Annotated in this window: 18 protein-coding genes; 5 read left to right on the forward strand and 13 right to left on the reverse strand. The window is 39.7% G+C overall.

Annotated elements, in window-relative coordinates; translation table 11 throughout:
• Positions 1–125: 125 nt before the first annotated feature.
• The 5 genes from IPU53_RS25400 to IPU53_RS25195 form a co-directional block, all read right to left on the reverse strand.
• Complete coding sequence (locus IPU53_RS25400) at positions 126–524, reverse strand: tyrosine-protein phosphatase (protein WP_207454007.1); 399 nt, start codon at positions 522–524, stop codon at positions 126–128.
• On the reverse strand, positions 521–901 hold the full coding sequence (locus tag IPU53_RS25405; RefSeq protein ID WP_207454009.1) for a tyrosine-protein phosphatase: 381 nt from the start codon (positions 899–901) through the stop codon (positions 521–523). Before IPU53_RS25405 ends, IPU53_RS25400 begins: the two co-directional genes overlap by 4 nt.
• A 390-nt stretch (positions 902–1,291) precedes the next feature.
• Positions 1,292–2,293: a PTS transporter subunit EIIC gene (locus IPU53_RS24225; RefSeq protein ID WP_207454011.1), complete on the reverse strand. Its 1,002-nt coding sequence runs from the start codon at positions 2,291–2,293 to the stop codon at positions 1,292–1,294.
• Between the two features lie 14 nt (positions 2,294–2,307).
• The gene (locus tag IPU53_RS24230; protein WP_242698556.1) at positions 2,308–2,508 is read right to left on the reverse strand and encodes a DUF2961 domain-containing protein; all 201 of its coding nucleotides are present in this window, start codon (positions 2,506–2,508) and stop codon (positions 2,308–2,310) included.
• On the reverse strand, positions 2,441–2,599 hold the full coding sequence (locus tag IPU53_RS25195) for a DUF2961 domain-containing protein (RefSeq protein WP_242698557.1): 159 nt from the start codon (positions 2,597–2,599) through the stop codon (positions 2,441–2,443). The genes IPU53_RS24230 and IPU53_RS25195 overlap by 68 nt, the downstream gene beginning before the upstream one ends.
• A gap of 329 nt (positions 2,600–2,928) precedes the next feature.
• Between IPU53_RS25195 and IPU53_RS24235 the strand changes: the two genes are divergently transcribed.
• Genes IPU53_RS24235 through IPU53_RS24245 form a run of 3 tightly spaced genes read left to right on the forward strand, consistent with a single transcriptional unit; the run spans position 2,929 to position 6,657 of the window.
• The gene (locus IPU53_RS24235) at positions 2,929–4,449 is read left to right on the forward strand and encodes a spore germination protein (protein WP_242698558.1); all 1,521 of its coding nucleotides are present in this window, start codon (positions 2,929–2,931) and stop codon (positions 4,447–4,449) included.
• Positions 4,439–5,536 (forward strand): GerAB/ArcD/ProY family transporter, encoded by a 1,098-nt coding sequence (locus tag IPU53_RS24240; RefSeq protein ID WP_207454016.1) that lies wholly within the window; start codon positions 4,439–4,441, stop codon positions 5,534–5,536. The genes IPU53_RS24235 and IPU53_RS24240 overlap by 11 nt, the downstream gene beginning before the upstream one ends.
• Positions 5,533–6,657, forward strand: a complete 1,125-nt coding sequence (locus IPU53_RS24245) for a Ger(x)C family spore germination protein (RefSeq protein ID WP_207454018.1) — start codon at positions 5,533–5,535, stop codon at positions 6,655–6,657. Before IPU53_RS24240 ends, IPU53_RS24245 begins: the two co-directional genes overlap by 4 nt.
• 296 nt (positions 6,658–6,953) lie before the next feature.
• Here the strand turns inward: IPU53_RS24245 and IPU53_RS24250 are convergent, their stop codons facing one another.
• The 5 genes from IPU53_RS24250 to dhaK all read right to left on the reverse strand — a co-directional run bounded on the left by IPU53_RS24250 (position 6,954) and on the right by dhaK (position 11,786).
• The gene (locus tag IPU53_RS24250; protein ID WP_207454020.1) at positions 6,954–8,246 is read right to left on the reverse strand and encodes an ABC transporter substrate-binding protein; all 1,293 of its coding nucleotides are present in this window, start codon (positions 8,244–8,246) and stop codon (positions 6,954–6,956) included.
• Positions 8,247–8,270: 24 nt separating this feature from the next.
• Positions 8,271–9,359: a glycoside hydrolase family 76 protein gene (locus IPU53_RS24255; RefSeq protein ID WP_207454022.1), complete on the reverse strand. Its 1,089-nt coding sequence runs from the start codon at positions 9,357–9,359 to the stop codon at positions 8,271–8,273.
• 403 nt (positions 9,360–9,762) lie between these two features.
• Positions 9,763–10,134 carry a dihydroxyacetone kinase phosphoryl donor subunit DhaM gene (gene dhaM, locus IPU53_RS24260; RefSeq protein ID WP_207454024.1) on the reverse strand — a complete coding sequence of 124 codons (372 nt, stop codon included), beginning with the start codon at positions 10,132–10,134 and terminating at the stop codon, positions 9,763–9,765.
• Positions 10,135–10,137: 3 nt separating this feature from the next.
• Complete coding sequence (gene dhaL, locus IPU53_RS24265; RefSeq protein WP_313886557.1) at positions 10,138–10,755, reverse strand: dihydroxyacetone kinase subunit DhaL; 618 nt, start codon at positions 10,753–10,755, stop codon at positions 10,138–10,140.
• Positions 10,756–10,796: 41 nt separating this feature from the next.
• Positions 10,797–11,786, reverse strand: a complete 990-nt coding sequence (gene dhaK / locus IPU53_RS24270; RefSeq protein WP_207454031.1) for a dihydroxyacetone kinase subunit DhaK — start codon at positions 11,784–11,786, stop codon at positions 10,797–10,799.
• Between the two features lie 195 nt (positions 11,787–11,981).
• Between dhaK and IPU53_RS24275 the strand changes: the two genes are divergently transcribed.
• Positions 11,982–14,120, forward strand: coding sequence for a type IA DNA topoisomerase (locus IPU53_RS24275; RefSeq protein ID WP_207454032.1), 2,139 nt, complete (start codon positions 11,982–11,984; stop codon positions 14,118–14,120).
• Positions 14,121–14,313: 193 nt separating this feature from the next.
• Here the strand turns inward: IPU53_RS24275 and IPU53_RS24280 are convergent, their stop codons facing one another.
• The 3 genes from IPU53_RS24280 to IPU53_RS24290 form a co-directional block, all read right to left on the reverse strand.
• Positions 14,314–15,144 (reverse strand): carbohydrate ABC transporter permease, encoded by an 831-nt coding sequence (locus IPU53_RS24280; protein ID WP_207454033.1) that lies wholly within the window; start codon positions 15,142–15,144, stop codon positions 14,314–14,316.
• Positions 15,141–16,127 carry a carbohydrate ABC transporter permease gene (locus IPU53_RS24285; RefSeq protein ID WP_207454034.1) on the reverse strand — a complete coding sequence of 329 codons (987 nt, stop codon included), beginning with the start codon at positions 16,125–16,127 and terminating at the stop codon, positions 15,141–15,143. The genes IPU53_RS24280 and IPU53_RS24285 overlap by 4 nt, the downstream gene beginning before the upstream one ends.
• 79 nt (positions 16,128–16,206) lie before the next feature.
• The gene (locus IPU53_RS24290) at positions 16,207–17,625 is read right to left on the reverse strand and encodes an ABC transporter substrate-binding protein (RefSeq protein ID WP_207454041.1); all 1,419 of its coding nucleotides are present in this window, start codon (positions 17,623–17,625) and stop codon (positions 16,207–16,209) included.
• Between the two features lie 486 nt (positions 17,626–18,111).
• Between IPU53_RS24290 and IPU53_RS24295 the strand changes: the two genes are divergently transcribed.
• Positions 18,112–21,318, forward strand: coding sequence for a discoidin domain-containing protein (locus IPU53_RS24295; RefSeq protein ID WP_207454042.1), 3,207 nt, complete (start codon positions 18,112–18,114; stop codon positions 21,316–21,318).
• The last annotated feature ends 140 nt before the right edge of the window (positions 21,319–21,458 follow it).

Genomic DNA, 21,458 nt, shown 5'->3' on the forward strand with positions numbered 1-21,458 from the left:
ATTCCATTGACCGGGGCTTTCAGTATTTCTTCTGTTGGTTTTTCTTTCCCAAATAATTTTCGTAACATTTTTCAAACCTCCATGTAAAGGGTATTTTGATGGGGTGCATTCTTAGATGTAATCAGCTAGGCCAGCACTGCTTTTCCTGATTCAAGTAACATTTCTCGAAGCTTTTCTTGTTTAGCATTACCAAATTGTAATATATTGACTAGATAATTATCTATATTATTGTATCTATTCTCAATCGCCTCAAATGATTTTTGTAAATATGCTTGATCCACACCAAGTACTTTTTTTAATGCCTTCGTTTTCTCGCTATTCGCATCATCGGTTTTGACTTCTTGTAAGAAATGTTTATTTGCTTCTTGTCGCTGAATATTGGTTTGAAGATAGTCATTCATAATGGCTGTTCTATCAACATTTAGAATGGTTAATAGGAGGGCTGCTGCAATTCCCGTGCGATCTTTCCCCGCAAAACAATGAAATAAGATTGAGCCGTTATCTTGCTCCAAAACTTTATTCAAAAATAATATGTAACCCTTTGGGCACTTGGATCAAGAACAAGTTGTTCATAAACGGAAAACATCAAACGGTCCGCGTCTTCAATCGAATTGACTTTTTCAAAGTCTTCCCTACCTATTGAGTTTGTGCTTTCGCTTTTTAAAACATCAATATGAACATATTCAACTCCTTCTATTTTATCAACTGGTTCCTTATCAACCTCTGATTGTTCTCTAAAATCGATGATTAATTTCAAATCGTGCCCTTGAACTAATTCCCTTTTGTCAGAATCACTTACATTCACTGGCTGCCCTGCCCGTAATAATTTATTCCTTTTTACTTTCTTACCCTCTTTCGTAACAATTCCACCAAGATCTCTAAAATTAACTAGTGTTTCCATTTTTTTTCACCTCAAATAATTATAAAAACAAACACAGACGGTTTTTACAGAAGGAACTTTACCCTATGGACCGGTGCATGCCCTTCGATTCTTATGTTCTTCTTTATTTTAACGTAAAAATAGATTAGAGTGTGCCATAGCAGTCCGTTTTTAAAAGATAAAAAAGTATAAAATTTTCCTTAAGATTGCTTTAAGGCTGGGCAGTTGTTGTCCAGCTCCAGGTGCCATCGGCTCGAGGCTCGCAGGAGCGAGTCCATCGGCGTTGCGCCAGGACGGCGCGAACTTAGCCGATGTTCTGCATAATAACCTGAGCCAATGAAAGGCAAAGAACGCCTTTCTCTGTCTCAGAACATTTGCTTGTCGCCGATAGGCGGGTGCCTTGCGCTTTTCTTATTTCTCTGCAGCTTCTTGTGAAGGAGGAACATCTTTAAAACCAATGACTAGTGTTGCAACAAAGGTGACGACCGCCGCGATCCCCATTGCTATAATGGCATTCCATAAATTAGATAAGTCTCCTGAGTTCGCAGGATCAATCCACATTGGTAACGTAAAAAGACCAGGAGTCAAGAACACATAAGCTTTCAACCCGGCAATTCCGGCATACAGACCACCCGCAAATCCACCAATCATACATGCGTACATAGGCTTTTTCAATTTAAGTGTAACACCATACAAACAAGGCTCGGTAATGCCGGCAAAAAATGCCGTTAAACTGGCTGAAATTGCTGTACCTCTGAACTCTTTATTTTTTGTTCTCAGGGCAATCGCTAAGGTAGCGGATGCCTGAGTGATATTGTGAAGTAATGTTAATGCTCTTGTAAATGGGTCCACTCCCTTTTTATTAATGGCTTCCAATCCTGCAATTACTAAGGCAGAATGCATCCCTGTCGTAACAATCCATGGATAGTTTAAAGCAAATATAGCCAAAGAGAAGAATCCTAATTTATCACTTAGGAAGAAAACCACGTTGGTTAATTGAGTAGAAACTGCAACCATTGCTGGTCCAATCAGTACAAACGTCAAAGGAGCAACAAACAAAATACTCAATAGCGGGCTCATAAATCCACGAATTGCACTCCATAAATGTTTATCAAAAAACTTTTCAACATAAGACAAAATCCATACTGCTACAATAGCCGGAATAATGGTACTTGAATACGAGAATGGTACGACCGGAATCCCAAGGAATGCGATAGCTTGTCCACTTTGTATCATTTCGATAAAAGTTGGATTTAATAGTGCAGCTCCTAGTAAAGCCGCCAAATAAGGATTGCTTTTAAACTGTTTTGCGGCAGAAATTGCAACAAAAACAGGTAGGAAGAAGAAAGCAGAATCAAAAATCAAAAATAAAATTTGATATGTTTGCGATTGATCGCTAAGTACGCCTAACATATTTAGTAATAAGATTAGACATTTTCCCCAAATAATTCCTTTTTGGAAACGCCGATCTGTTGGACCGTTACTCTAAGGTCTTCATTGAAGCGGATAGGATCAGGTATATGCCAGCGATAGAAGCCTCTCATAGGAGGGACATCATCATTATTGTTTTGAATAGTATGGATAGCCCATAAATGGAGTGCAGAAAGTGTTCTCGACTGTCTTCCCATCCTGTTGACTCGCAAAGCTCCAAGCACCCCCAACATAGTCTTCCAAACCTGTACCGCAAATTCGTGAAGGTCCTAGAGGACTTGCGACCATCCCTCCCTTTCCTTTTTCACCATGTGGATTTTCTGCTGTGATGGCATGACTTCTCCCATTAATGGATTAAAAATCATCATATTATTCTCCTCTCGGTTTTTTATTAGCCTTTCACACCTTCTATACCTTCACTCATTATTCCTTCATCTTCTCACTTCTGAAATAGCACTTTTCATGTTTATGAAATATGCATTTTTCTATATTCTGATGGTAGATACCCCGTTACCTTGTCAGGTTAAAATAGTGCTTCCTCCCCTTCGTGTTATATGAATAGACTTGGTATTCATTGCGAATACTTCTATTAACATAATAGGAAGTTGAGTGAAGCAATGGCTATGTCTTTTTTTAAGAAAAAGGGGAAGCCCTTAAAAACGAATTCAAAAGCAAATACGAACAAGGTCTTTTCCACTATCGAGAAAAATCAACATTATCTATGCGAAGCTTTATTCAATACAGACGATTTAAAATTTCGGGAAGTGAAGTATAGAGAAGTATCTGGCATCATTATTTACTTGGAAACATTGGTGGACAGGGAAGTATTCCAACAAAGTTTTCTAATTCCCTTGTCGGAAGCCGTTGATCGACAAAATGTTGAGGAACTGATAACAAGCCCGGAATTTAGTAAGACGAATGACCTCAATAAGATTGTATCCGCCTTGCTAAGAGGCGATTGTGCCCTTTTTTTCGAAGGGCGTACGGAATGTTTTCTATTTAACTGCATTCAAGCTAATCCTAGAACACCTGAAGAACCTGATAATGAAAAGGTCGTCCGGGGAACACACATGGGATTTATAGAAAATCTCGATGTTAATTTAAACTTGGTCAGGGAGCGTATCCATAATCGTCAGCTAACAATCAAATATTTTGAACTGGGCCAGGAATCGAACACAAACGTAGCAATGATTTATATGGGTGGACTTGCAAACCCATCGATCGTTGAGGAAGTTCAAAAACGGCTTGAATCAATTTCAACCGATATGGTTTTCAGTCCGGGTTATATTGAGGAATGTATTGAAGGTCATCCGTTATCCCCGTTTCAAGAAATTCTGTTTACTGAAAGACCTGATCGGTTAGAGGCTCATTTAATGGAGGGAAGGGTGGCCATTATCAGTGAAGGCTCGTCTGATGTATCAATTGTGCCAGTCACATTTTTTTCCTTCTTCCAGACGCCTGATGACTTCAACATCAGATTTTACGGGGGATCCTTTTTCCGTTTGCTACGGTTATTCAGTTTTTGGGGCGCCCTCACGCTTCCAGCGATATACATTGCTATTGTCGGATTCCACTTTGAAATTATTCCATATGATATGGTAACGATTGTAAAAGGCTCGATCGAAAATATTCCATTCTCACCATTTTTTGAAGCACTCATTATGGCAATCACCATTGAATTAATACGGGAGGCAGGAATCAGACTTCCATCGCCAATTGGTCAGACGATCGGCATTGTCGGAGGACTGATTATCGGGGATGCAGTCGTCAATGCAGGCTTGGTGTCAAACATTATGGTGATTGTTATTGCCTTAACTGCAATCATGTCATTTTGTATCCCTTCATACGAAATGGGAAACACAGTCCGTATCCTTTCTCTACCAGTCATGATTGCCGCAGCCACTCTTGGATTTGTCGGTATTGTATTTTCGCTTATGCTAATTCTCATCCATATGTGTAAATTGGAATCCTTCGGGACACCGTATATCGCACCTTTAGCCCCCTTGCATGTTAAAAATTTAAAGGATTCTATTATCCGGTTTCCAATCTGGACACTGAATCATCGTCCAATAAGTGTACAACCGCAAAAGACGGTTAAACAAGGAACATCGAGGGAATGGCAGAAAAATGATCAATAAAAAAGAAATCACTCAATTCCAGTTGATCTTTTTATTAATTCACAGCCAAGTAGGAGTAGGTGTTATTACTTTGCCTTTCGATGTTTTTATGAAGGCAAAGGGAGATGGTTGGATCTCTGTTTTGTTAACGGGGGCCCTCATTCAAATTATGATCTTTTTATTCGGAGCATTAATGGTCCGATTTCCTTCCAGTAATTTGTATGGCATTGTCCAATCTCTCTTCGGAAAATGGATCGGAAAGGTAATCGTCCTATTATATAGCATATATTTTATTACCATTGGAGGACTGATTCTAACAAAATTCGCCTATATCCTCAAGGCTTGGATGATGCCACTGACACCCAAATGGTTAATACTTGCCATTATGACCTTCACAGCAGTTTATATCGTAAAAGAAAATCTTCAACTTATGGCTCGTTTCTTTGTCCTCGTCTCCGTTGTTTTAATTGGATTTATCGGCTTGGCTGCTTACGCCTTAAAAGATGCAAACCTTACATTTATTTTACCCATTGGCACAAATGGAATCCTGCCGATTATTCAGGGAATGGAACGCGGTCTGTATGCATTTCAGGGATTTGAGATATTGCTAGTCATCTACCCTTTTGTTCAAGCAAACAAAAAGGGAGTGCTCAAAGCGGCAACAATTGCCAATATCTTTATAACACTTTTTTATTTGTTTTTGGTCTTAACCAGTTTGCTCTTTTTTAGCGCGGGAGAATTTAAGCTTGTACCTGAACCTGTTTTATATTTAATCAAGGCATTTTCTTTTAAAATTGTTGAAAGGCCAGATTTGCTATTTACGTCCATGTGGATTGTGTTGGCAGCCACCGCTCTCATGAATGCGATCTATGCCTCCTCCTTGGGACTGTCAATGGTCATGAATTCAAACCAATTAAAAAAATATGTCATCATAGCTGCGGGCATCTGCTTTTTGTTGGCGATGACTTTTCGTGAAGCGTATAACATAGGAATCATATCTAGGATTTATAATAAATTTGTTGTTTTTCCTTTTACTTTAGGCTTACCGATTTTATTTTTACTTATATCCATTATTTTCAACAAGAAGGAGCGGGAGAATGACGAATGAATAATCGATTACTTTTTATTTGGACAGTCATCTTGGCAACCATTCTTGCCGGCTGCTGGGATCAACGATTATTAAAGGATCACAGTTTAGTATTGGCTATTGGATATGACAGGGAAAATGATGAAAATCTAATCAAGACCGTTACCTTTCCAACAAACAGTAGTGATATGACTCAGCAAAATAAACATTCAGATGAAAGTATAGTTTTATCAATGACCGGGGATACAGTCAAAGATGCTGAGAAAAAAATGGATCAAAGCATTCCTGAAAAATTTGACAGGTCCAAAGCAAAGGTCATCCTTATGGGGGAACAATTGGCCTTCCAAGGCATCTTTTCAACTTTGGATTCCATCTATCGGGATTTGAGAGGCCCATTAAATGCCAAAACGGCGATCTTTGATGGAAAAGCAAAGGATGCATTATCTGTCAAGACGGACGAGTCTATGCTTGTCAGTGATGTTTATTCAGAGCTTCTTGACAGTGCAGCAGAACAGGGAATTACCAAAAATGAAAACGTGCAAACCGCTTGTCCCATTATTTTATCGGAAGGAAAAGACCTCGTGTTGCCTTATGTTGGTTTAAAGGATGATAAAGAAGTAAGAGTAAAAGGGGTGGCTTTGTTCCATGGTGATCAATTGACAGGCCATTTGAATATAAAGGAAACGAGCATGTTCCTGATTTTGTCTAATCACAATCCAAACGGCCTAACATTAAACCTAAAGGTCAGAAATGATCAAAAAAAGCATGAAAAAAACTTTGTGAATATCGCCATACGCGATATCAAAAGAAGAATAAAGATGAACACAAAAAACGGGCATATTGGCGCAATGGTCAATGTGAAGCTCAAAGTGGAAATTGATGAGTATCCATTAGATCATTTAAAGAAAGAAAAAAAAGTGAAAGCCCTGTCTAACAATATAGAAACTCAGTTAAATAAATTGGCAAAAAAAACACTCTCCAAAATGAAAGAGGCTAATAATGACTCTTTGGGGCTGGGCGAAAAAGTGAAAGCCTACCATCATTCCACATGGGAAAAAATCGATTGGGATAAAGAATACCCTGAAGTTCCGATTGAAACAACCTTCCATGTAGAAATCATTCGCCATGGAATTATTAATTAGTATATCGAGCATGAAAAAAGGGGAATTCAGTCCGAAGAATCAACTTATTGAACAGCCCCTTCTTACCTTAAGTCAAGTAGTTTTTTTAGACTTCTGATCAAATGTTTTTTGTTTGATTCTTTTGGAAAAAAACGGATAGCGATAATTCAAATCAATTCTTCAATATTCGATAAAATTAAACACACCTCTGTAAGGGGTGATTAGGGACGATTCGTTATCAGTTTCGTGAATATATTCCTTTTATTGATACAATAAAAGGAGAGGTACAGATACCCTCTCCCGCTCAACAAGACCAGCTATTCTTGATTTTTTGCATCCAGAATTTTCGTTTCTGATTCTTCTGTTACAACTCGAAGAAATTCGTTCGCATCCATGCCTGATTCATAGAATTCTTGCAGATTGATATCGACATATTGATCCCAACGGCTAATTCGTTCAGGTGGTGGAGCTGTTTCATTTTTAAAGATCGCTTCAATATTTTTCCCCTCGACGCTTTCATAATCGGAATAAAAGTTCTCTTGTAATTCTTTTTTATCGGAGACAATACCGATACCATTTTTAGCCATCCACTGCTGATATTCATCAGAGGAAAGGTAGCCAAAGATCTTCACAACATCGTCCGCATGTTCACTCCCTGGATTTAAGGTCAATGTGTGTAAAAACCCTCTTGGTGCTACTCCCGGAAGTTCTGGCCATGTAGGAATGGTGGCAATATCATAATTCAAACCAGAATCTTTCCGCCAATTTAACGCTTGAGCATTGCTCACAACCATTGCTGTTCTTTGATCGATAAACCGATGATCCGTGATTAATCCCTCTTCTTCGTCAGCACTAAGAGGAACCCTTTCAAAATAGCGCTTATACATATTTAAAAATTTCGAAAACTCATCCTGACTTGAGATCAATACTTCACCCGTTTCTGGATCTGTCTTATTGACAGAAAACTGAGAAAGGGCTACTTCATCTTGAAAGTCAAGGCCTCGATAGGCAGTGCCATCCCGCTCCTGTGTTAATCGACCAGCTAATTCAATTAATTCATCCCAAGTCATATCATCACTTGGATAATCTTCTCCGAACTTATCAAATATATCCTTATTATACATAATCACATAGTACGTATCTTCATATGGCCACGCTAATAGGCGCCCCTCTGGATCTCTTGCCCGAATTGTGTCAAGCAATGTTTGATTTAAGTGACTGGTGTCAATCTGATTGGCTTCAAGTAAATCGGTTAAATCCTGATCAAGCTCGAAATATTCCATATCGTCTTGTGATAGGGTAAAAAAGAAATCAGGATTTTCACCACTACTGAACACTTCCTCTTCAAGAGATTGGCGATCAAAGTTATTGCCAGCTTGGTGTTCAATGGTAATATAAGGGAATTCCTTTTCAATTGGTTCTTTTAAACGCTCATTAAACATTTCCTCATCCCAAAGGGCGACTACCTTTAATGTAATTGGTTCATGCTCTTCTTCCCCACCAGCATCAGATGTTTTAGGTTCCGAATCGGTCTTTTGATTGGAGCATGCAACAAGCAATAAGATAAGCAAAACAGCAAGCATTGAAAATAAACGTTTATGAACATTCATCTTTTTCTCCCCCTCATGTACATTTCAACTTAACAACTGATAATTGGCCAATAAGGCATATATTTCAACCATCGGTGCCTGATCTAATAACCATTTATGTTTCTGCTCCAGACCGGTCTTTCCCGACCAATCTGCACTAAAAAGGCCAAGATGATCACGAGCATGTGTCCATGCAAAATCTACATTGTCCTGGATGATCTCAATAAAGGTACGGTCTTTCTCTGGATCAACCTCAAACAAAGCTAAATACCCTTTAAATAAGATCGCATTAAACCAAGGTGTTGTTGGAAATAAGTGAATAGAGAGATCTGGATGCTTAGTGGTAAAATGAGACAAACTTTTTTGTGCGAGATCTCGGGCCACTTTTAAATAATCAGGATTGTTGGTTGCTCTATACAACAAAGCATTGGCATGGATAATCGTTCCCGTATTATATGTGTAGGTGGTTCCATCAATGGATCCATCCAATTTCATATTGTCTCCATATACCCCGGTTTCAGCTTGCCAAAGAGCATTTGTCCATTCTAAAATTTTTTCCGTCCAAACGATATATTCATCCTTACCTGTTTCTTCAAATAATTTCATAGCCAATACCGCGGCTGGACCATTGGAGCAAGTATTCTTGGACGTTTTTTGATCCTCTTGCCAATAAATCCCTCCACCAAGCCCAGTTGACCAACCACTAATTGAAAAATCAAACATCTCTTTTGCCATTTCTAAATAATCTGGATTACCTAATGTTCTGTACGCTTCTACAAAATCTAATCCCAACCATTGGTTATCATCATAAAACTTTGAACCTCCCCCTTGTTTGATGACATAGGAATCATAGGCAGCTGGATCAGCATTTATATCTCTATATTGTTCAAGATTTTCTAAGATACTAACCAGTTCCTTACGATATGTTCCTTCTTTGCCTTCCATACTTGCAAGAGCATTTACAGCAGAAAGAACCCCGGAAAATGGCCAAAGATAGGAAACATCACGATCATCCGACTTTTTTTCATAGTGTTCGAGAAATAGCTGCTGCTCCTTTACAAAATAATAGTTTACTAACGTCGCATACGACTGCTCTGCTTTTTCCTTATACGTTTTTGCCAATTTCAAACTCAAACAATCAGCCCCCCCAATGAATTTTAAACTAACCTTGAGTACATTTTATTAATAAAATCGCTTTCATATATTATAATAGCATACTAGTATAAATATCAATATACATTTTAAATATTGATATGCCATTTTGTGACTTTTTTATAAAAATGCTTCAGTTTCACTCCCCCCTCCTAGCTACAAGGGGTTTTAGACACCAAAAAAGAAGAACCTCTTCAAATGCCGAATTGAGTATGCAAAAAGATTCTCTATAAAAAAGACCTGTCCCAACAGAGGAGACAGATCCTTGAATACCATTATATTAAGTGCAACCTTTATCACATTAACACTGTAACCCGTTGGGGGCCTGTCCCTCAACCTGGTAAAGCATTAACACACTGGGGGACAGTCCCCAATTTGTCCTAATTTAAAAGCTTTCTTTTACTCGTTCGGCGACTGTATCCAATTCTTTCCCCATGCTTGCTTCTACAGCGGCTACATAGGCTCCTTCTACGATTGGTGCTTCAATCAAGTGAACATGTTCTGAGCCGCTCATTTCGATTGCCATTTCTGCGTTCATTTTGGCACTGCCAAGGTCGTAGAATAGCAGTACGCCTTTCCCTTGGTCAACTTCGCTGATGGCGGCTTGTATTTTATCGATACTTGTGCCAATCTCATTCTCTTCCGTACCGCCTGCTGTTTCAATCGGAACATCCTTCACGACCTGTCGAATAAGCTCTTTCACCCCTTCTGCTATTTTGGAACTATGTGAAATAAGAACCATCCCTACATATGTCATCTATCATTTTCCTCCTAACACTTCTGCCAGTGCAGCAAACACATAATAAGAGGAAGCTGCACCGGCATCGATATGTCCAGCTGATTTTTCTTTAAAATAGGCAGCTCGTCCTTTTGTGGCTGTCATATCTTTTGTAGCATTCATCGCTCTTTCGGCTTCAGCAAGCAGACCCTCAGGTTCAAATCCATTGGCTTGAAGCCATTCCACAACAGGCTGCCAAACATCCAGCATCGTTTTTTCACCGGTTGATGCTTTACCACGCTGTTTAATTCCGTCCACAGCTGCTTCGAGGCCTTTCACAAAGGCACTTTCATTTAGCACTTGCTGACCTGCAGTCGCGACAGACATTTTTAAAAAGGCTGTCCCAAACAATGGCCCAGAGGCTCCTCCCACCTTAGAAACTAAAGTCATGGCTACATCTTTGAAGATATCAGCTGGCATTGAATAATTTCCTGCTTTCACCTTTTCTACCGCTTCCTTGAAGCCACGCGACATATTGAGCCCATGATCTCCATCACCGATTGGTCGATCGAGCGAAGTAAGATATTCCTTGTTTTCCTGGAATTTTTCATTTGCTTTTTCAATCCATTGAACCGCTTGAGTTACATTGATTTCCATCATAACGAACACTCCTTTCAAGTCACAACACTAACTAGATTTCCTCACTGACGAAAAGCAATCGTGTTAGCTGCTGCATCGAGTAGTGACTTTAATTCCTCATCCAATTGCAATAATGTCAGCGAGCATCCTGCCATTTCAAGCGAAGTCATATATTCGCCAACATATGTCCGGTAGACATGTATCCCTTTCTCACTTAGGATTTTTTGAACATTTTTGTTAAGAATATAAAGTTCCATTTCTGGTGTGGCTCCGAGTCCATTGATCATAACAGCAACATCGCCAAAGAATGCTCGATCCTTTAGAATCTTTTCCGTTAATTCATCCGCAATTTCCATTGCCGTACCAATCCTTTTTCTTTCGATACCCGGTTCCCCGTGAATACCAATCCCAATTTCCATTTCATTCTCTTCCAATTGAAAACTCGGTTTTCCCGATGCTGGAACGATACAAGGTGTAAGCGCCATTCCCATGGAGCGAACATTGGCTACGGCTTTTTCAGCAACTCGCTTCACTTCGGAGAGCTCGGCTCCCTCTTCTGCTTTGGCGCCGGCAATTTTATGGACGAATACTGTGCCAGCAATCCCGCGACGTCCTGTTGTGAACAAACTATCTTCTACCGCCACATCATCATTCACAATCACCTTTTCCACTTGGATACCTTCTGCTTCCGCCAACTCTGCTGCCATCTCAAAATTCATCACATCACCGGTATAATTTTTAATCACGAGGAAAACTCCGTTGCCACTATCTACCGCTTTAATCGCTTCCAAAACTTGATCCGGTGTTGGTGAAGTGAAAACTTCTCCGACAACTGCTGCATCCAACATCCCCTTCCCCACATATCCAGCATGTGCTGGCTCGTGACCGCTACCTCCCCCACTAACAAGCCCTACCTTGCCGTTTACTGGTACATCCTTTCTCGTCACAACTGTTGTCTCAGCTAGTCTTTGCAATTTTTGCGGGTAGGCCATCACTAATCCTTCCAGCATTTCCTGTACCGTTTCGTTTGGATCATTTATAATTTTCTTCATAAAAAGAACCCCCCTAAAAAATTGATCTGTCTACCTTAAGTATAACGCATTTTGGAAAGAGTTTAAGTATGAAGTTCATACACACTTCCAGATCATTTAGAGACCTGAAGTTATTGCGATTTGCTTGCTACTGTACCCCTTTTATGAGATAATCAAAACAGAACGAGTGTACGTTTAATAATTAGAGGTGCTGTTATGAAACCCGTAATCTTAGCTGAAAAGCCGAGTCAGGCAAAGGCCTATGCAGATGCATTCTCAACGCGAAAATTTGAAGGCTATATGGAAATTACCCCTTGTGCAATTTTTCCAAATGGGGCATATTTGACCTGGGGTGTTGGCCATCTTGTGGAATTAAAAGAACCGCATACTTACAATCCTGCTTGGAAGCGTTGGTCCCTCGAGAGCTTACCGATTCTACCGGATCGTTATGAATTTCAAGTGGCAAAAGGTAAAGTCAAACAGTTTAATATCGTGAAAAAGCTGATTCGGAGCACAGATACTGTCATAAACGCTTGTGATGTCGATCGCGAAGGCTCAAATATTTTCTATAGTATTTACAATCATGTGGGGGCACATGGAAAGACCATCAAACGGCTATGGATTAATTCGCTGGAAGCAGACGAAGTGCGCAAAGGGTTTGCTCATCTGCACGATAATAAAAAAGACTTGCAATTGTATGAAGAAGCAAAAGCCCGCCAAATTAGTGACTGGCTTGTAGGCATGAATGTCTCACGTTTATATACACTATTGATGAAGAAAAAAGACATTCAACATGTCTTTCCCATCGGGCGAGTGCAATCACCAACGGTTTATCTGATTTACCAGCGTGATCGTGAGATTGAGACATTTGTTTCTGAGCCATTTTTCGAAGTAGAAGCGCAATTCACCGCTCAACACGGTACGTATAAGGGGAAAGCTAAAATAAAAGAACCAAAGCGTGAATTCGTTGTTAACCAATTAAATGATCGACAAATACGGCCCGACACGCCAGGAACCATTACTGAGTTGACCCAGACAGAAAAGCGCATACTCCCGCCACAGTTGCATTCACTCTCCTCCCTGCAAGCCACCGCCAATCGCAGATGGAAAGCAAGCCCGGCTACAGTACTGAAGACGATGCAAACACTATACGAAAAAAAGCTTGTTTCCTATCCACGAACCGATACAAGATACATCACTCCAGCGGAATTCTCCTATCTCGTTGCTTCGGTTGAAGAGCTTCAGAAGCTGATCAAGCAGCCATTTGAAGTGGCATCGCGCACCGCGAAGAAACGTTTTGTTGACAGCTCTAAGGTCCATGAGCACTACGCCATCATTCCGACAAAAAAACGACCGACCTCAAATGCACTTGCCAAACTGTCGTCACTCGAACGAAATTTATATGAAGAAATTGTCCGAACGACACTTGCCATGTTTCATCGTGACTATCTGTACACCGAAACGAAAGTCACAACAACCGTTAACGGATTGCCATTTTTCTCCATTGGCAAAACGGAGCGCGATAAAGGATGGAAAGAGCTTTTTCCTCCTTCCAAAAAGTCCAAGAACTCTGATGAACCAGTCCTTCCACCATTGAATCAGAGGGAAACAGTACAAAGTCAAATTGGGATTAAGGAAGGGAAAACCCAGCCGCCGAAGCCGTACACAGAGGGACAGCTGATCACCATGATGAAAACATGTGGGAAACTCGTCGAGGATCAAATGGAGACAAATGTTTTAAAAGAAACCGAAGGACTTGGAACAGAGGCCACGCGAAGCGGCATTATTGAAACAATTAAAAAGCACGGTTATATAACCGTGACCAAAAATATAGTCACGATTACGGATAAAGGACGTATCCTCTGCCAAGCTATCGAGGGGAATCTACTCGCAAGCCCCTCCATGACAGCGAAATGGGAAACCTATTTGCGGAAAATTGGCAACGGCGAAGGGACAGGCACTCATTTTTTGGACAATATCGGCAAATTCATTCACAAACTCTTACAAGAAGTACCGAAACAGCTGGAAAAACAACAAATGGATATCGTGCTCCCACCTGCCCCTTCTCGCCAAAGCCGTTATCAACCGAAAGAAGTGGCTCTCTGTCCAGCATGCGGAAAAGGCACGATCATAGCCCGAAAATCATTTTACGGTTGTAGCAACTACAAAAATGGTTGCAAGCAGACCTTTCCGGGCACCTTTTTAAAAAAGAAACTAACACCAACGCAAATTAAATTATTATGTACCAAGGGGAAAAGCAATGTAATCAAAGGTTTCACTTCCTCAGCTGGGAAAAAGTTTGACGCTCCACTTGAGCTAAAAAACGGGAAATTGGAGCTGGACTTTAAACGTTAGTATTAAGTTCTAATAGAATTCTTCTATTTTATTGATTTTTCAGCAAATAAAAACAGCTAAGGAATCAGCATCCGTGCGAGTTCCTTAGCTGTTTTTTGCACTGCAAAAAATTAGATAATTCGCTTACAGATCATTATATTTCCTAGATGAGTGCACCCGCTACGGTAAAAGGGAGTCATTAGTTGTTCCTCCATTAGGATTTTACTGCTCCTGCAACTCCCTCAATAAAGTATCTTTGCATCACTATAAAAACTAGCATAACCGGAACTAAAGATATCGTTGCACCTGCTGTCATCCCTGCAAAATCATTACTATAGGTACCTACAAATGACTGCATTCCCACTGCTAACGTTCTTAATTCAGGCTTATTGATGGTTAACACAAGAGGAACCAAGAAAGAGCTCCATGTCCAAATAAATTGCATAATCGCTGTTGTCGCCACCATGGGTGCACTTAGTGGAAGCATGATTCTGGAAAATGTCCTGACAAAGCTCGCTCCATCTATCTCAGCTGCTTCTTCTAATTCCTTTGGTATCGCAGCAAAAAAGGACGTAAACATTAGAATAAATAAAACGTGGGCTCCAGATGACTCTGCTACAATCACACCTAATAAACTATCAGATAGACCGAATTGATTAATCAACTTAAATAGAGGGATAATCGTGTACCCTTTTGGAATGAACATAATAGCTGCTACTCCTATAACCACAATATTTCTCCCCGGAAAGTTCACGCGTCCCAAAGCATACCCGGTTAGTGCACATAGAACGACTACAATCAAAACGGTTGAAACGGTTAAAATAACCGTATTTAGAAAATAACCTGAGAAATTTGCATTATACCAAGCTCTCGAATAATTTTCCCATTGGAAGACCTCAGGTAGTAGTGTTGTTCCTGATACAAGTAATTCTCTATTCGTTTTAAGTGATGAGAAGATCATCCATATAAAAGGATAGATCCAAATCAAACCGATCACGGCCAGAAAAAAGTGAATAGCAATACGTGCCGACTTACTACTTATCATCGTTCCACCGCCCTCTTTTCCGCTCTAGCTTTCCTATAGTTCCTTATTTCTCCTGAAAAACCAGCGCTCCCGAATATAAGACTGATGATAAAGGTAAATATTCCCAATAAAACACCTGCTGCAGAAGCATATCCCATCATAGGCGTACCCCCACCTTCTCCATCAGCAAAGGCATAATTATAAATATAGAGATCTAGTGTTTCTGTGGCACGGTAAGGGCCACCATCAGTCAAGGTTTTTACAAGATCAAAGACCTGCATTCCACTTACTAATGATAGTAAAACTATAACTGCTAACATTGGTTTTATTAATGGCAGTGTAATATGCCTTAACATTTTCCAAAAACCTGCACCGTCCAATTGAGCAGATTCATATAATTCTGTTGGGATTGCTTGTAGGCCAGCCAGCCAATAAATCATATTAATTCCTATACTTTTCCACGCACCCACTAGAATTAATACAAGCATGGCAAGGGCTCCTGTGGATAACCAAGGAATAGGTTTTGTATCAGAACTTATCATTTGTAAAATCTGATTGACTAAACCATCCACGCCAAAGATATTCCCCATGATAATACCTACGATGGCTGTCGTTGTGACAACAGGCAGAAAATAAATCGTCCGATAAAAGGCTTTTCCGCGTAATCGAGCATCATTCAGAATGATAGCTAAAATCAAAGAGAAACCCACACTAAGAATCGTTGTACCAAGCACATAATATAAAGTATTTAGGAGAGCGTTCCAAAAACGTTCTTGTGTCAAGAGTCGCATATAGTTATCAACGCCAACAAAATTTGTTAATGGACCAAACCCAGTCCAATTAAAAAATGAATAGACATAGCTCATTACAATTGGATAAACCGATAAGGCTAAAAATACAACTGCTTGTGGTAATAAAAAAATATAGGCCCACATAAACCGTTGTTTTTCCCGTTTGCTATATTTTGATTTAACTGGTAGCACTTCCAAATTAGTCTTAGACAAATCCTTCTCACTCCTTTGTAATATAGTTTTATATGAAGTCGGCACGGGCAAGTAAGCACCGTGCCTCATTAAAATGCTCTTATTCTAAAGCCTCATAATCTTCCTTTGTGTAGGGTGTAAGTGGTTCCCAATTTGGAAATTGATACAATTCTCTTGTCACATCTGGGGTTTCCTCTAAAAGTTTGTCAAACGTTTCATTTGCTTCCGTATTAACCTTGTTCAACTCACTTTCTAGATCTTTTACTTCTCCAGTCAAATAACCAACCGCTATTTCACCAATATCACTAAAACTTAATTGGGAAGTATACTCCCTTTTAAAATCAATGGTTTCCAAGCTTCTTTCTGTTGGATCTGGAACCGTTATCGCTTGTTCAGTCATTAAATCAGTAATTTCTTTATACTGTGGAAAAGGTGCTTCCCCTTCCACGTCCATTTTTGCTGGCTGTGTACTCCCCGCTTTTAAAATTACATCCCCATAAATATGATCAAAAGCATAGTTAAGGAAAACCTTCACTTCTTCCCAGTGCTCTGTTTCATTATTTACCACAAGGCCATTGGTGCCGTTTGCAGAGTGATACCAAGGCTGTCCGTCCTTCGTAGGCATATTCACGACACCCCAATTTTCAAACTGACTTGTTTCGAGCAAATTGGTGCCTGTCCAATTCCCACCAATATAAAAAGCAGCTTTCCCCGCAGCAAAATTCGCTTCTGCTTGTGGAGGATCAATTTCAAGACTGGTTGGATGCATAATGTTTTCTGTTTGTAGCGTTTTTAAATATTCAATTGACTCGAGCTTTCCAACATTATTGTAATCTGGAGTTCCTTCTTTGTAATTAATATCTTCCGGTGTTTCAGGGAAAATAGCCGTAGATTGATAGTTAATGACACCGGCATTTGCCCAATCTGCGTTATACCACATCAATCCATATGTTTGTCCTCCAGAGCTTTTATAAATTTCCTTCCCTATCTCAATCAATTCGTCCCAAGTCTGAGGAATCTCACTTTCAGAAATATTATTCTCCTCCAAAACATCTTTGTTATAAAACATCATGTTTACACCATGGTTGGGTGAAAACAACGGAAAAACATAAGGAACATTGTCTATGGTTGTCCCATTTTCATACCATGTACCAGGATAATAGTCATTTTGTACTTCCTCTGTGAAGAATTCGCTTAAATCTTTCGCCATATCCATATCTACTAACTCTCTTAATGTAACGGTCGAAGTCGTAAAAATATCTGGAAGGCTCTTCTCTGAAACAGCCGTTTGATATTGGGCTGCTTGAGAACTAACGGGAATATTTTGCAGATCAATTTTTATTTCTGGGTTTTCCTTTTCAAAATCCTCAACAAATGTCTGGAAAGTAGAATTTAATTCTGGATATCTATTCCATACTTTCAGAGTGACAGTATCACCATTTTCACCACTACTTGAGCATGCTCCTGCCACAACAGCAAGCAAAATGATAATACTCAATATCAACGACATTTTTTTCATCAAAACCACTCCTCAACTATTACTATTTTGAACTGTTATTTCTCGTGTTCTCTCTAAAGCTGACGTGATGGGAAACGAGTAAATCAAAACTATTTAATGCCGTGGAACGTTCATTCTACTAAGATACTTTGGTATTTCCCGGCGATGCCTGTGTCTTCATCATATAATAATTTTTGTACTCTAAATAGGATATTAGGAACATATCAATCGTACATTTTGAGTATTGCAGGATGGAGAAATAAAATCTTTGGACACTTTAAAAAAGAAAAACCCCTCCATCATTTCATCAATGAATACTGATTTAGTGGGAATGCATAGATCAATAGACCTTATACCTTCTCAACATTCTCCCCTCCCTCGACATCCAATTCGTCCTATGGAATTGTTCAGATACTCCTACTAGAGGAAATCCGATGTATTGTATGATGTTAAACGACTGAATGTTTTCGTCTTCAGTTTGAAAAGTAAGAAAAGGAGTGAGTTATCATGCTGGGGAATTCGTTCCTAAACGGGAAGAAGATAGATAGAGAAGTATTCAATTTCAATATGGATTGGTTATTTTATAGAGGAGACATCAATAAAGAGCTCCCTATTGATGATAGCTGTTGGGAGAGAGTCATTTTGCCACATACGGTTCGTCTTGAACCGAAAGAGTGGGAAGATGCACCAAGTTATCAGGGAATCAGTTGGTACCGCAGATATTTTACATTAGATCAAACCCTGTTAGGAAAAAAAATCTTCGTGCGATTTGAAGGAGCAATGATAAATGCAGATGTTTGGGTGAATGGTCAACATCTTTTTTCCCATCATGGAGGTTATTTGCCTTTTACCATTGATATTACAGATACAGTGATCCTCGGAAAAGAGAATCTCATTGAAGTCAAGGTGGATTCAAACGATGACTGGGAGACCCCTCCCGGAAAGCCACAAAAAGAACTCGATTTTGTTTATTTTGGTGGTTTATATCGCAATGCGCAGCTTATTGTAACCAACCCACTTCATGTCTCAGATGTACTATCAGCCAATAAGGTTGCAAACGGGGGTGTTTTCATTACTTACCCAGAAATAGATAAACAGAAAGCAAAAATAAGAATCCAAACTCACGTGCAAAACGATGATAATAGAATGAAGGAGGTGTATATTCAAGCAAAAATTCTTGAAAAAGAGAAGCTGACAATTGTTGCCGAAGGAAAAAGTAGTAAGAGATTATTGAGTGCAGGAAGTGATGAAACGTTTGTTCAAACACTCTCCATCGATAGGCCTAAATTATGGAGTATGGATCATCCAAACTTGTATATCGTGCTTATTCAAGTAAAAGAAGGGAATGATCTAAGAGATATTTATCAAGAACAAATCGGGATAAAACATATTATATTTACTGCGGAAAATGGCTTCCATATAAATGGAACACGTGTCCTATTAAATGGCGTAAATTATCATGAAGATTTCCTCTATGTTGGAAACGCAATATCCGATTCCATGCTTTATCGTGATGTAAAAATGATCAAGGAAGCAGGCTTTAATTTTATTCGTACTGGGCATTATCCTCATAATCAAGCCTTTATAAACGCTTGTGATGAATTAGGAATTGCCGTGATTGTCCCTACTCCTGGTTGGCAATATTATACAGGGGAGGGAGATTTCCAGAAAAGATCCTTACAAATGACTCGGGAGATGATTCGACTCTATCGTAATCATCCATCCGTCATTGTCTGGGAACCAGTTTTAAATGAAACTTGGTATCCCGAGGAATTCGCCCAAAGGGCTTATGAGGTTGTCCACGAAGAGTATCCAACGAACCAGGCTTTTGCGGCATCTGATTTCGGGGCTCCTTATGGAATACATTTTGATGTAGTCTATAAAGAAGCCTATAGTGAAACAAAACCACTGATTACAAGGGAATGGGGAGATGCAAACCATAATATTATGGATGGAGAACGCTCCGCTCGCAAGTTTGGTGAAAATAGCCTAATCCAAGCGAGTCTCCATCGGCAAAATTCTCTTAAAGGAAATAAATGGAAGAGCAATGATGAAGAAGATGGCTATTGGGATTGGGCCGGATTGAATGCCAATCAACGAATTTCGGGGTACGCATTATGGAGTTATAATGATTATAACCGAGGCATGTCCCAAGAGATTGCTCATTCTGGAATCGTTGATCGTGATCGTTATCCAAAGTTTAATTATTATTGGTTTCAAAGCCAGCAATCCCCATGCACTAATTATAAACCCATGATTTTTATTGCCAATTATGGATTAGAATCATCGCCAAGGAATCTACATATTTATACAAATACGGATGAAGTCAAGCTGTATAGAAATCAAAAATATATCGGCACAAGAACCCCTCCTACAATTGACCATATTCGCCATCCGATCATCATTTTCCATGACGTCCCTTGGGAGGAAGGAGAACTTCGAGCTGAAGGGTTTATAAATGGTAACATGGTTGCAACACATACCATTGCTACACCAGGAAAACCCGATCATTTATCTGTTGAATTTGTTAGCAATGGAGTAGATGAGCTAGTCGCAAATGGATCAGATATGATAAAGGCTCATGTTTCTATACGAGATCAACATGGGCATGTCGTTCCTACAGGGAGTCATTCTATTTCTTTACATCTATCGGGACCTGGCCAACTGATTGGGAATGAAGATAGTCGGGTGAGAGCAAACCCAGTGAAGACGGAAGCTGGAATTGGACCTGCTCTCATCCGCTCCTCTTTAACACCTGGCATTCTAACCTTAACAGCTACAGCACCAGGTTTACAGTTCGGCGAAGCACAAATCAATAGTATTCCTTATAGGGGAAAATGGTTGCCAGGAAGAGAGTATGACCGAGATGCTTTGCTCCATGAACAAAACATCATAATGCATAGATGTATCACCGTAAGCAGCGAACAAAACGATCATAAAGGATCGAATATCAATAGTGAACATCCTGAAAGCTACTGGTTACCAGATAGAATGGATCTAGCACCATGGCTGATGGTCGATTTAGGAGAAAAGATCAATCTCATAGGGGCAAAAATACTTTGGTCTTCCAACAAAGCTTCAAAGAAATATAAGATAGAAGTAAGTGAGGATCAAAAGGTTTGGATTACAGTAGTCAATCAATCTGAAAATGATAGAACAGAACAGACACAGCGAGAATATTTTGCATCGAATGCACAATTTGTACGATTAAGCCTTTGCGATTCATCTATGATATGCGAAGGAATCGCCGATTTTCAACTTTTTACGGGTGGAGGCACACCAAAAGATCCAATACGCCCAAAGCCAAGAATTAACATCGCAACGGGAAAAACAGCACTAGCAAGCAGTTTTACACCAGGAAATGAACCTAATAAAGCTGTAAATCAGAACGACCTGACCTCGTGGCAAGCAGGTACCTATACGTTGCCGCAATGGTTACAAATTAACTTCGAAAAGAAAGAAAACATTTCTGGAGCGAAAATACTCTGGGGAAAGGATAGCACGCACTATGCTTACAAAATTCAAGTATCCAAGGATGAACAAAGCTGGATAGATGTTGTGAACAAAACCTCCACTGGTTCTTATTACCATCCTATCGATTTTAAGGCACATTCGATTAAGCTTATTCGTATTTACATTTATAACCTTATGGCTGGTGGCGGCGTCGAGAAAGTGGCCATAAAAGAACTAGAAATCTATCGTGATAGCAAATAGAATAAAAGCGCAAGGCGTCTTGATCTAGGAAGAAAGGCTAAATTCGCTCCGTCCTACGCACCACTTTTCCGCGTTCCGGATGGATTTTTGGTGCGTAGAACTCTCTACGTACCATTTTTCTCCGTTTTGACTGGATTTTG

This window comes from Bacillus sp. SD088 (assembly GCF_017355205.1).
GTDB lineage: Bacteria > Bacillota > Bacilli > Bacillales > Bacillaceae_C > Lederbergia.